The organism is Salinibacterium sp. G-O1, assembly GCF_030063305.1.
Classification (GTDB): Bacteria; Actinomycetota; Actinomycetes; order Actinomycetales; family Microbacteriaceae; genus Rhodoglobus.
In genome coordinates this window covers 180086-192177 of sequence record NZ_JASISV010000002.1, presented here as the reverse complement: position 1 = coordinate 192177, position 12092 = coordinate 180086, and the positions used below count along the sequence as shown (strand labels likewise).

Genomic DNA, 12092 nt, shown 5'->3' with positions numbered 1-12092 from the left:
GACAGACCCGCCGAATGACAAAACCCGCGCTGGAAATCAGCCATAATGGACGGGTGACTACTGCCTCATTAACTCGCTCGCTCGGAGCCCAGACGGTTAACCGCCCGAACGTCGTCGCTGTGGGAACGATCGTATGGCTCGGCAGCGAGGTGATGTTCTTCGCCGGTCTCTTCGCGATGTACTTCACTCTCAAGTCCACCTCTCCCGGACTGTGGGCTGAAGAGACGGCCAAGCTCAACGTGACGTTTGCCGCCGTCAACACGATCGTTCTGGTTCTTTCGTCGTTCACCTGCCAGGCGGGCGTCTTCGCCGCAGAGCGGCTCCAGGCTCGCCGTTCCGGAACTCTCGGTCAGTTCTGGAAGTGGGGCATGGTCGAGTGGTTCTACCTCACCTACGCCATGGGGGCCACCTTTGTCGCCGGGCAGATCTTCGAGTACGCCACCCTCGTGGCTGAGCACGTGAGCCTCTCGAGCGACTCGTACGGCTCCGCGTTCTACATGACCACCGGATTCCACGGTCTGCACGTCACCGGCGGGCTCATCGCCTTCCTGCTCGTGATCGGCCGCGGATTCGCAGTCAAGAACTTCGGACACAAGGAAGCAACGAGCGCGATAGTCGTGTCGTACTACTGGCACTTCGTCGACGTGGTCTGGATCGGCCTGTTCGCTGTTATCTACCTGCTGAAATAGTCGGCCAGAGACACGAAACCGGCACCCTGATGAACAAAGGAACCCCACGCAGCATGGCCACAAAGCCAGCACGACAGAACCGCAGGCAGCGACCGACAGGGCGCCGCCATCCGCTTGCCACTGTCGCCCTCATTGTGGTCGGCCTCCTCGCCACCGGTGGAACGTACGCACTCTTCACGACGAGCGCAACGGCCGAGACCAGTGCCGCCGCCGAGGCGACGATCGAGGATGGCAACAAGCTCTTTGCCGCCAACTGCGCCACCTGTCACGGTCTGAACCTTCAGGGCTCGACACAGGGGCCAAGCCTCATCGGTGTCGGCGCAGCATCCGTCGATTTCCAGGTCGGCACCGGCCGCATGCCGCTGGCCGCAACCGGTCCGCAGGCAGAAAAGAAGCCTGTGCAGTTCACCGAAGAGCAGGTGTCGGCACTCGCAGAGTACGTCGCCTCGAAGGCCCCGGGCCCGGCAATCCCCTCTGACGAATATCTCCAGGGTGATGGCGATGCCGCTGAAGGCGCAGAGCTGTTCCGCATCAACTGCGCCATGTGCCACAACGTCGCCGGCGCTGGCGGCGCGTTGACCGAAGGTAAGTTCGCGCCACCGCTGGCCGACGTCGCCGCCAACCACGTCTACGACGCGATGCTGGTCGGCCCTCAGAACATGCCGGTGTTCAACGACACCAACATCACGCCTGAGCAGAAGGCAAACATCATCACGTACCTCAAGTACCTCGATGAGACGCCTTCCGTTGGTGGCTTCGGCCTCGGAAACCTCGGCCCGGTATCCGAAGGTCTGTTCATCTGGATCTTCGGTCTCGGCGCGATCGTGGCCATCACGATCTGGCTGACCGCCCGCTCGAACTAACGCACGATCTCGAACAGCAACGCAAACGTAGGGAAGAGAATGGCGAACGACCACGACGGCACCCCCGACAGCTCCATCGTCGGCACGACCGTGGAGAAGCACGGCAACAACCCGCCGCACGCGGGCACCGCCGTCGTGGTGTCTGACCGAATTCAGAACCCGGGCTTCGAGCCATACCGCCCCCGGGTGTCTGATCTCGATCCAGCCGTCGAGAAGGCTCAGGAGCGCCGCGTTTCTGCGCTGTTTTTCGTCTCGATCATCGGCAGCATCGCGGCCGTAGTGGTCTACATCCTGTTCCCGATCATCCCGGGCGACATGGAGTCCGTTCGACTGAACAACCTCCTGCTCGGCATCAGCATTGCGCTGGGGCTGCTGGCGATCGGTATCGGCGCAGTTCACTGGTCGAAGGCGCTCATGGATGGCCACGACATGGTCGAGCAGCGTCACGGCACGCGCGGCACCGACGCCACCCGCGCAAAGGCCGTCGAAGTCTTCACCCTCGGCAACAAGGAGTCCGGCTTCGGACGCCGCACGCTTATCCGCAACACGCTGATCGGCGCCCTGGTCGTATCGCCCGTTCCTGCCATCGCCCTGTTCCGCGACTTGGCGCCCGCCGAAGACCCAGTGCCGCTGTTGAAGCACACGCTGTGGGCTGAGGGAGTCAGGCTCACCCGCGACCCATCAGGAACCCCGATCAAGGCGTCAGACGTCACACTCGGCTCCGCCTTCCACGTCATTCCGGAAGGTCTCGACGAGTCGGAGCACAAGCTGGAAGAGAAGGCCAAGGCCGCCGTGCTCGTCATGCGCCTCAAGCCAGAAGACCTGAATGTGTCTGCCGGTCGCGAGGACTGGAACTACGAAGGCATCATCGCCTACTCGAAGATTTGCACCCACGTCGGATGCCCTGTGGCCCTGTACGAGAAGCAGACCCATCATCTGCTGTGCCCGTGCCACCAGTCGCAGTTCGACATCACTCAGGAGGCAGCGGTGATCTTCGGACCAGCCAAGCGTCCGCTCCCCCAGCTCCCCATCACGGTGGATGCCGAGGGCTACCTTGTCGCAAAGAGCGACTTCACCGAACCAGTTGGACCAAGCTTCTGGGAGCGCAAGCTATGACCACCACCGAGGAACGCCCGGCCGTCGCCGTGCAGAAGAGCCGCGGAACACGTTTCACCGGTTGGGCCGCCAACTACATTGACGAGCGCACCAGCATCTCTGGGATCGTCAAAGAGGTCGGTCGCAAGATCTTCCCCGACCACTGGTCGTTCATGCTCGGCGAGGTGGCGCTATACAGCTTCATCGTCATCCTCCTCTCGGGTACCTTCCTGACCTTCTTCTTCCAGGCCACCATGGTCGAGGTCGAGTACGAGGGCTCGTACGTACCGCTGAAGGGAATCGAGATGTCGGCCGCCATGGCCTCCACTCTCGACCTGTCGTTCGACATCCGCGGTGGCCTCCTCATGCGCCAGGTGCACCATTGGGCCGCACTGCTGTTCGTGGCATCCATTGGCCTGCACATGCTGCGCATCTACTTCACCGGTGCGTACCGCAAGCCGCGTGAGATCAACTGGCTTATCGGTTTCGTGCTGTTCGTCCTCGCAATGGCCGAGGGTTTCACCGGATACTCTCTCCCCGACGATCTGCTCTCGGGCAACGGCCTGCGCATCATCGACGGCATGGTCAAGGGCATCCCGGTCATCGGAACATGGATTTCGTACCTGCTGTTCGGTGGAGAGTTCCCCGGCGTCGACATTGTCGGGCGACTGTACGTTCTCCACATCCTGATCCTGCCGGCCATCCTGGTCGCCGCGATCGGCGTGCACATGCTGCTGTTGATCATCAACAAGCACACCCAGTTCGCCGGCCCCGGCCGCACCAACGACAACGTCGTCGGTGTGCCGATCATGCCCGTGTTTGCTGCGAAGGCCGGTGGATTCTTCTTCATCATCTTCGGCGTGATCATGCTGATCGCCTCGCTCTTCCAGATCAACCCGGTGTGGACCTACGGGCCGTACGACCCGTCTCCGGTCTCCGCAGGAACCCAACCTGACTGGTACATCGGCTTTGCCGACGGTGCGCTGAGGCTGGTTCCGCCAGGGTGGGAGACCGAGTTCCTCGGCGCCACGTTCTCATGGAACATCATTGTTCCGCTGCTGATCTTGCCCGTCTTCCTTGGACTCGTCGCTTTCTACCCGTTCATCGAGGCGTGGATCACCGGCGACAAGCGCGAACACCACATCGCCGACCGTCCCCGCAACGCGCCGACCCGCACCGCCATCGGCGCGGCAGGAGTGACCTTCTACGCCATGCTGTGGGCGGCCGCGAGTTCTGACCTCATCGCGACCCACTTCAGGCTGTCGATCGAGGGCGTCATCCACGGTTGCCAGGTGCTGCTGATCGTCGGCCCGATCATCGCCTACTTCATGACAAAGCGCATCTGCATCGGTCTCCAGAAGAAGGACCGCGAGATCGCCCTGCACGGGTTCGAGTCCGGCCGCATCGTTCGCCTCCCCGGTGGCGAGTACATCGAGGTGCACGAGCAGCTCGACGAGTACCAGCGTTGGAAGCTCGTGAGCTACGAGGACTACGTGCCGCTCATGATCCGTCCCGATGCGAATGGCCGCATCTCGATCAACCAGCGGATGCGCGCTGCCGCGTCTGGCTGGTTCTTCGAAGACCGCATCGCGCCCGTTACCAGCAAGGAGATCGAGAGCTCGCACCACGAGCACTGATCCGATTCACGATGAACGCCGCTGACCCACGGGTCGGCGGCGTTCATCATTTCCCGGGAAGATGAAGCTATGACTCACCCTGATCCAACCTGGGCCGCGGTCCACATCGAGCGTGAAGCGCTGATCGACGACATGTCGTCCCTTGAATCCGCGCAGTGGGCCACCCAGTCGCTGTGCCCTGACTGGGATGTTCATGACGTTGTGGCGCATCTTGTCGACACTGCGAAAACAACCCGTCTGGGCTTCATCAAGCGGATGTTTTCCGCCAGGTTCGACTTCGATCGCGACAACGCGGAGGGTGTGGCTCGGGAGAAGAGATCCGACCCTCGCGAAACTCTCTCCGAGTTCAGGAGGGTGCTACTGCACACCTCCTCCCCACCGGCTGCATTGGCCACGCGGCTGGTGGAGGCATTCGTGCACGGCGAAGACATCCGTCGCCCGCTCGGAATCGGCCGCGACTACCCGCCTGAGCATGTTGCGTCCGCTCTTTCCTATCAGGTCCGCACCGGCGTCACGATGGGCGGTGGAAAGGAACGCGCCCAGGGTTTACGCCTGGTCGCTACCGATGCCGGATGTGAGCACGGCAGCGGGCCTGAGGTCCGCTCCACCGCGATCGCGCTCTTGCTCGCGGTTTCCGGACGACCCGTGCCCGCGGCTGAGTTTGCCGGCCCGGGAGCGCCGACATTCTTGGGCAGAACGTCGCGCTAGGGGCCTCAGTCGTCGAGTGTGCGCTTGAGGAAGTCGGCGGTGGAGCGGTAACCGATCCGCTCGTAGAAGTCCGCTGAGCGGCGGCTCGGCACCGTCAGCTGCCGCACCTCACGCTCGCGACACAGTCGTTCGACTTCTTCGACCAGGGCGGTACCGATACCTTCGCCCTGGCGGGCGACATCCACTGCAAGTTCCTGCAGCTGGGCAGAACTCCCGTTGACGTGCAACAGGGGTGTGATCGTCGTCAGGGCGTAACCCACAACCGAGCCCTCAGAATCTGTGCTGACAAGCAGAAGCGTGGTCGCCTCGTCGTGCAGCAGCAGTGCGAAGTTCTTGTCGAATGCTTCCTGCTCGGGCGAATACCCCTCGAGCTGCTGCAAGAGGGCAAAGACGCGTAAGTAGTCAGCTTCGACCGCCGGTCGGAGACTGAAGGTGCTAGCGGGCGAAGTATCCGCGGTAGTACTCAAAAATCCACCCCACGATGCTGATCAGGAAGATCGCAACCCCGATGAAGGCGATCCACGGTCCGATCGCAAGACCAAGGAAGGTCAGCGCGGCACTGGTAGCCAAAACGATCGGCCACCAGCTCCAGGGGCTGAAGAAGCCCTGCTCGGCGTCGCCGTCATCGATGTTTGCGTCGAGGCGGTCTTCGGGAAGCTCGCCCCCCTGTGCCTTATGGATGCGACCGAGATAGAAAGCAATCAGCGCGGAGAGCGCACCGGTCAGCCCAATGGCGACCGTGCCCACCCACTCGATTGTCGGGGCGGTCTGGGCCGCAGGGCTCGTCGAGACGAGAAGCGACCAGACGATGTAGATGGCGTCGGCGAGGAAGAAGAATCCTGCCAATACCCAGAAGAGGCGTGCGTTGGTTCCCATGCTTATTTGACTTTCTCGTCGCCGAGGTCGTACACCGGCGCATCAGGAGCGTCTTTCAACGGTCCCACTCCGCCGATCCCGACCGGGATCCCAGCTTCAGGGTGATTCAGGTCGAAGGCGGGAGCCTCGGAACGAATACGGGGAATGGAGGTGAAGTTGTGGCGCGGGGGCGGGCAGCTTGTCGCCCACTCCAGCGAGCGGCCGTAGCCCCACGGGTCGTTGACGGTCACCTTGGGCGACTTGCGCGCGGTGATGTAGACGTTGTACAGGAAAGGCAGCATCGAAACGGCCAGGATGGCCGCTCCCACGGTCGAGACCTGGTTCATCCAGGTCACACCGTCGGACTCGAGGTAGGTGCGGTAGCGACGCGGCAGCGCCATGACGCCGATCCAGTGCTGGATGAGGAACGTCGTGTGGAACCCGATGAACAACAACCAGAAGTGGATCTTGCCGAGACGCTCGTTGAGCATCTTGCCCGTCCACTTCGGCCACCAGAAGTAGAAGCCGGCGAACATGGCGAACACGACGGTGCCGAACACCACGTAGTGGAAGTGAGCGACCACAAAGTAGGTGTCAGAAACGTGGAAGTCGAGCGGGGGGCTTGCGAGGATGACACCGGTCAGTCCACCGAAGGTGAAGGTGATCAGGAACCCGATCGCCCAGAGCATCGGCGTCTCGAAGGTGACGGAACCGCGCCACATGGTGCCGATCCAGTTGAAGATCTTCACACCGGTCGGCACTGCGATCAGCATTGTCATCAGGGAGAAGAACGGCAGCAGAACCGACCCGGTGACGTACATGTGGTGAGCCCACACCGTGATCGACAGTGCGGCGATGGCAATTGTCGCGTAGATCAGTGTGCGGTAGCCGAAGATCGGCTTGCGGGCGAACACCGGGAAGATCTCCGAAACGATGCCGAAGAACGGCAGCGCGATGATGTAGACCTCAGGGTGCCCGAAGAACCAGAACAGGTGCTGCCACAGGATGACGCCACCGTTGGCCGGGTCGTAGATGTGTGCCCCGACCACTCTGTCTGCCCCGAGGGCGAACAGGGCGGCGGCGAGGACCGGGAACGCCATGATCACGAGCAGCGACGTGACGAGGGTGTTCCAGGTGAAGATCGGCATGCGGAACATCGTCATTCCTGGCGCGCGCATGGTGATGATCGTGGTGATGAAGTTCACGGCACCGAGGATCGTTCCGAACCCGCTGAGCGCGAGACCGAACACCCACAGGTTGCCACCGAAGCCTGGTGAGAAGGTGGTGCTCGACAGCGGAGCGTAGGCGAACCAACCGAAGGATGCCGCGCCCTGTGGGGTGAGGAAACCTGCGACGGCGATAAGCGAACCGAAGCTGTACAGCCAGTATGCGAACGCATTCAGCCGCGGGAACGCAACGTCGGGCGCCCCGATCTGAAGCGGCATCAGAACGTTTGCGAAGCCGGCGAACAGCGGCGTCGCGAACATGAGCAGCATGATCGTGCCGTGCATGGTGAACAGCTGGTTGTACTGCTCTCCGGTGGCGACGATCGACAGGCCGGGCGCGAACAGCTGCGCCCGGATGACCAGCGCCATCACTCCTCCCAGGAGGAAGTAGATGAACGACGTGATCAGGTACAGGTACCCGATCGTCTTGTGGTCAGTGGAGGTGATCCAGTTGACCAGGACGTTGCCCTTGCGTTCGACCTTCGATCCGCCGAACGGGCTTGAGGTCGACGAGCCACCTACGGTGGCTGGTCGCTCGACTGTTGTAGTCATCGCTATTCCTCGTCGGTGCTGCCGTTGCCGGGCAGGTTCTGGTTCACGTTGTAGTCGACACCGATCTGGCCGTCGAAGCCAAGAGCCTTCTGTTCGGCGATGTACGCCTCATAGTCGGCCTCGGAGACAACCTCGACGGTAAAGAGCATCAGCGAGTGGTACTCGCCGCACAGCTCGGCGCACTTGCCCTGGAAGGTACCCACCTCAGTAGGGGTGAAATACATGTAGTTGCTCTTGCCGGGGATCATGTCCTTCTTGTACAGGAAGTCCACTACCCAGAATGAATGGATCACGTCGCGCGATTCGATCTTGATCTCGATCGTCTTGTCGACGGGGAGGTACAGCACCGGAAGGTTGTCGGTGTTGATGCTGCCGTTCGCGTTGAAGTCGGCCTGCACACCTGCGCTGTACGCATCGTCGGTGACGTAGTTGAAGTCCCACGCCCAGCGCTTGCCGATGACCTCGATCTGAACGTCGGGGTTTTGGGTCGGCTCCTCGATCTGCGCCTGGTCCCGCGCGGTGAATGCGAAGAAACCGAGAACCAGGAAAAGCGGGACGATCGTGTAGAAGATCTCGATCGGAAGGTTGTACCGCAGCTGAACCGGGAGTCCGGTCTGGCCCTTCCGGCGGCGATAGACGACCGCGGTCCAGATAATGAGCGCCCAGGTGATGATTCCGACTATCAGCAGCACGATCCAGGACGTCACCCACAGTCCGACGATCGATGATGTGTGGTTTGTTGTCTCGCCGCTACCGGGGAGCCAGCCTTGAAGCTGTTCCGGCGTGCAGCCAGCCAGGGCGATCGTGACGATGACGCCAAGCGGAATGGCAATCCATCGTAGACGGCGGTTGGGGCGCACCAGTTACCTCTCGAAAAACACGGACAAGATTCATGGCCAGTCTATAACCCGAGCGACGCCCAGCCCGTCACCTCGCCGGGCTCGGAGAACGAAAAAACGCGCCATCGCTGGCGCGTTTCGTCGAAAAAGGGTGCTGTTAGTGGAAGCTGTCTCCACATGCGCAGCTGCCCTCGGCGTTCGGGTTGTCGATGGTGAAGCCCTGCTTCTGGATGGTGTCTTCGAAGTCGATGGTCGCGCCGTCAAGGTAGGGAACGCTCATCTTGTCGAGAACAACCTCGACTCCTTCGCCGAAGTCGACGACAGCATCGCCGTCGAGGCTGCGCTCGTCGAAATAGAGCTGGTAGATGAGTCCTGAACAGCCTCCGGGCTGCACAGCAAGACGCAGGCGCAGGTCGTCGCGACCCTCCTGTGTCATCAGGCTCCTGACTTTGCCAGCGGCAGCATCGGTAAGCCCAACGCCGTGCGCCGCGGGGGTGGTGGCCTCGGTCGTGGGTTCGGTGCTGGTGGCGGTGTCAGTCATCCGTCAATTCTACGCTCGCTTTTCGAGCTTCGCCAGCAACACAGCCTCGGTGAGAATTGCACGCTGGAATACGCCGAGATGAAGCGATTCGTTCGGGCTGTGAGCGCGCGAATCCGGATCTTCCACGCCCGTCACGAGAATCTGAGCGCTCGGGAAGTTCTCGACGAGTGTGGAGATGAACGGGATCGAACCACCGATGCCGGTCTCCAGTGGCTCCACTCCCCAGGCCTGGTGCATGGCGTCTTTGGCTTCGGCCACGGCCCAGCCGCTGGTGTCGACGAGGAACGGGTCGCCGCGATCCACATCCGAAATTTCGATATGCGCACCGAACGGCGCGTGGGCCGTCAGATGGGATTCGAGGGCAACGTAGGCGTCCGCGGCGGTCTGCCCCGGCGCCACCCTCGCACTCAGTTTCACCGTGACCGATGGGGAGAGCGTGTTTGATGCATTCACCACGGTCGGGGCGTCGATTCCGGTGATGGTGATGGCCGGCTGGTCCCACAGGCGCGAGAGCACCGGACCGTGACCGATCGGGGAAACGCCGTCCAGCAGTGCGGCCTCCTCGGCCAGCTTCTCTTCCGAATACTCGGGCGTGTCTGATTCGCGGCTCGTCATCCCGGCAACCGCCACGGAGCCGTCGTCGGCGTGAAGTGTCGCGAGAAGCTTGATGGCCGCAAGCATGGCGTCGGGAGCGGCTCCACCGAACATGCCGGAGTGTGAGGCGTGGTCGAGGGTCGAGATCTTCAGCTTGAACGTCACGTTTCCGCGGAGCCCCACCGTCAGGGCCGGGGTCTCGGTATCCCAGTTGTCGGAGTCAGCGACGACGATCACATCAGCGGCGAGCTGCTCGCGGTGCTGCACGACGAAGTTTTCGAAGGATCGGGAGCCGAACTCCTCCTCCCCCTCGAAGAACGCCACGAGGCCGAGATCGAAGTCGCTGCCCACGGTCTCGACAAAGGCGCGAATCGCGGCGATGTGCGCCATGACGCCGGCCTTGTCGTCGGCGGCGCCTCGACCGTAGAGACGGTCGCCGCGCACCGTGGGTTCAAACGGGTGCGAGATCCAGTCTTCGGGGTTTCCGGGAGGCTGCACATCGTGGTGCGCGTACAGCAGGATCGTTGGCTTGCCGTTCTTCGCCTTCCTGGTTGCCAGCAGGGCCGGATGCCCGGTGCGGGTCTCATCGATCGGCGCCGTCGAGATCTCCACCGAGTCGAACACGTTGAGTCCGTCGAGCAACACCTTCACGGCAGCGGCGCTTTTGGCAACGTTTTCGGCATCGAATCCGTCCCAGGACACGGAGGGAATGCGCACGAGGGAGCCGAGTTCGGCGATGGCGACGGGCATCCCGCCTCGCACCGCCTTCGTCAGGTCAGCGAGAAGGGGGTGCGGCTGCAGCATTTCAGTCATGCGAGTAATCTTAAAGCTCAACAGAGGCGAGGAACCCCGTGGGCAAGACATCAGAGAGCGACGCAGCCAGCAAGGCAGGCTACGAACTCAATCAGGACAGCGTCACGATTGGCAAGGGTCACGCGACCCCGACCCGCCGTGAGAAGGAGCTTGCGCGCAAGCAACCCCTGGTGTCGAGCGACCGCACAGCCGCACGCAAGGCCGCACGCAGCCAAATGCAGATCGAGCGTGAGCGCGCCCGCATCGGCATGGCTGCCGGCGAAGAGAAGTACCTCCCCATGCGCGACCGCGGACCGCAGAAGCGCTACGTGCGCGACTACGTCGATGCGCGGTTCAGCGTCGGCGAACTGCTCATCCCGCTGATGTTCGCGGTCATCATCCTCACGTTCTTCCCGCAGCCCGAGGTGCAGTCCATCGGCATCGTGGCGCTCTGGGCGTTCTTCCTCGTTGCGATCATCGACGTGGTGATTCTCGGTTTCATCCTCAAGCGCAAGCTGGCCGCCAAATTCGGAGCCGACCGCGTTGAGAAGGTGCGCTGGTACGCCGCGATGCGTGCGCTCCAGCTTCGCGTGATGAGGCTGCCGAAGCCACAGGTCAAGCGCGGACAGTTCCCCGCCTGACCTCGCAGAACTTTAGGCGCGGAGCTTCACGAGGCCGCGGTTGATCTGTCGCGCCCACAGCGGGCCGCGGTACAGGAAAGCTGTGTAGCCCTGCACCAGAGTGGCACCTGCCGCGAGGCGTTCGGCGACATGGGCAGCAGTTTCCACTCCCCCGACCGAGATCACGCAGAACTGCGCCGGCACCACAGACCTGATGAGTTTCAGCAACTCGAGTGAGCGTGCGGCTACCGGTGGCCCGGAGACTCCCCCGGCCCCGGCCGCGGCGACGGTAGCGGCATCCGTCGTCAGGCCCTCTCGCGACAGCGTCGTGTTGGTGGCGATGATCCCGTCGAGCACTTCCACCGCGAGGGTGGCAATAGCCGTCGCTTCGTCGTTGGTGAGGTCCGGAGCGATCTTGACGAGAACCGGGGTCTCCCCCGCTGCCGCCTTGACTGCGGTGAGGAGCGGGCGAAGCTTCTCGAGCTCTTGAAGTCCACGCAGGCCGGGCGTGTTCGGCGAGCTCACGTTCACCACGAGGTAGTCGGCGAGGGGCGCCAACGCGTTGGTGCTCACGAGATAGTCGTTGATCGCGTCATCCACGTCGACCACCCGGGATTTGCCGATGTTCACCCCGATGATCGGGCGGACGGAGCGTGCTCGCGCCGCGCCGATGATGTCGATGGCGGCCTGTGCGCCGTGGTTGTTGAAGCCCATGCGGTTGATGACTGCTCTGTCGGCGATCAGCCGGAAGAGTCGCGGCTTCTCGTTTCCCGGCTGTGGGCGCGCGGTAATCGTGCCGACCTCGACGTGGCTGAAACCGAGCTGACCGAGACCCCGGATGCCCGTTCCCTCCTTGTCGAAACCCGCCGCCACCCCGAACGGAGAGTCGAACTGGAGCCCCAGCGTTGTCACTCTCAACGAGTCGTCCGGCCGCGTGAATCGGCGCACGATCGCCCCAACCCCGAGAGTCGGGAGCAGACGGATTACCCGGAAAGCAAGAGTGTGAGCGCGCTCTGGGTCCATGCGCGCGAAGAAGACCCTGAAAATAAAGCTGTACATGCCGACCCAAGGATATCGGCTG

13 protein-coding genes are annotated in these 12092 nt (G+C 62.6%); 6 read left to right on the top strand and 7 right to left on the bottom strand.

Going from position 1 to position 12092, the window contains the following annotated elements; translation table 11 throughout:
• Positions 1-14 precede the first annotated feature (14 nt).
• The 5 genes from ctaE (at position 15) to QMG83_RS07230 (ending at position 4992) form a co-directional block, all read left to right on the top strand.
• Positions 15-689: an aa3-type cytochrome oxidase subunit III gene (gene ctaE, locus QMG83_RS07250; RefSeq protein ID WP_283504713.1), complete on the top strand. Its 675-nt coding sequence runs from the start codon at positions 15-17 to the stop codon at positions 687-689.
• 53 nt (positions 690-742) lie between these two features.
• Complete coding sequence (qcrC, locus tag QMG83_RS07245; RefSeq protein WP_283504712.1) at positions 743-1552, top strand: cytochrome bc1 complex diheme cytochrome c subunit; 810 nt, start codon at positions 743-745, stop codon at positions 1550-1552.
• A gap of 39 nt (positions 1553-1591) precedes the next feature.
• Positions 1592-2668: a cytochrome bc1 complex Rieske iron-sulfur subunit gene (qcrA, locus tag QMG83_RS07240; RefSeq protein WP_283504711.1), complete on the top strand. Its 1077-nt coding sequence runs from the start codon at positions 1592-1594 to the stop codon at positions 2666-2668.
• On the top strand, positions 2665-4284 hold the full coding sequence (gene qcrB, locus QMG83_RS07235; protein ID WP_283504710.1) for a cytochrome bc1 complex cytochrome b subunit: 1620 nt from the start codon (positions 2665-2667) through the stop codon (positions 4282-4284). The genes qcrA and qcrB overlap by 4 nt, the downstream gene beginning before the upstream one ends.
• 69 nt (positions 4285-4353) lie before the next feature.
• A complete protein-coding gene (locus QMG83_RS07230) occupies positions 4354-4992 on the top strand; it encodes a maleylpyruvate isomerase family mycothiol-dependent enzyme (RefSeq protein WP_283504709.1) in 639 nt (212 codons plus the stop codon).
• Between the two features lie 5 nt (positions 4993-4997).
• On the opposite strand, the gene QMG83_RS07225 is transcribed toward QMG83_RS07230, so the two are convergent.
• From QMG83_RS07225 to QMG83_RS07200, 6 genes are all read right to left on the bottom strand, one after another.
• Positions 4998-5459, bottom strand: a complete 462-nt coding sequence (locus tag QMG83_RS07225) for a GNAT family N-acetyltransferase (RefSeq protein WP_283504708.1) — start codon at positions 5457-5459, stop codon at positions 4998-5000.
• Positions 5428-5868 (bottom strand): cytochrome c oxidase subunit 4, encoded by a 441-nt coding sequence (locus QMG83_RS07220; RefSeq protein WP_283504707.1) that lies wholly within the window; start codon positions 5866-5868, stop codon positions 5428-5430. Before QMG83_RS07220 ends, QMG83_RS07225 begins: the two co-directional genes overlap by 32 nt.
• Positions 5869-5870: 2 nt before the next feature.
• The gene (gene ctaD, locus QMG83_RS07215) at positions 5871-7625 is read right to left on the bottom strand and encodes an aa3-type cytochrome oxidase subunit I (protein WP_283504706.1); all 1755 of its coding nucleotides are present in this window, start codon (positions 7623-7625) and stop codon (positions 5871-5873) included.
• A gap of 2 nt (positions 7626-7627) precedes the next feature.
• A complete protein-coding gene (gene ctaC / locus QMG83_RS07210; RefSeq protein WP_283504705.1) occupies positions 7628-8485 on the bottom strand; it encodes an aa3-type cytochrome oxidase subunit II in 858 nt (285 codons plus the stop codon).
• 136 nt (positions 8486-8621) lie between these two features.
• Positions 8622-9005 (bottom strand): HesB/IscA family protein, encoded by a 384-nt coding sequence (locus QMG83_RS07205; RefSeq protein ID WP_283504704.1) that lies wholly within the window; start codon positions 9003-9005, stop codon positions 8622-8624.
• Between the two features lie 9 nt (positions 9006-9014).
• Positions 9015-10412, bottom strand: a complete 1398-nt coding sequence (locus QMG83_RS07200) for a dipeptidase (protein WP_502949011.1) — start codon at positions 10410-10412, stop codon at positions 9015-9017.
• 38 nt (positions 10413-10450) lie between these two features.
• Here QMG83_RS07200 and QMG83_RS07195 point away from each other — a divergent pair, with 38 nt between their 5' ends.
• On the top strand, positions 10451-11032 hold the full coding sequence (locus QMG83_RS07195) for a DUF3043 domain-containing protein (protein ID WP_283504703.1): 582 nt from the start codon (positions 10451-10453) through the stop codon (positions 11030-11032).
• A gap of 12 nt (positions 11033-11044) precedes the next feature.
• Here the strand turns inward: QMG83_RS07195 and QMG83_RS07190 are convergent, their stop codons facing one another.
• Positions 11045-12070 (bottom strand): quinone-dependent dihydroorotate dehydrogenase, encoded by a 1026-nt coding sequence (locus QMG83_RS07190; RefSeq protein ID WP_283504702.1) that lies wholly within the window; start codon positions 12068-12070, stop codon positions 11045-11047.
• Positions 12071-12092 lie beyond the last annotated feature (22 nt).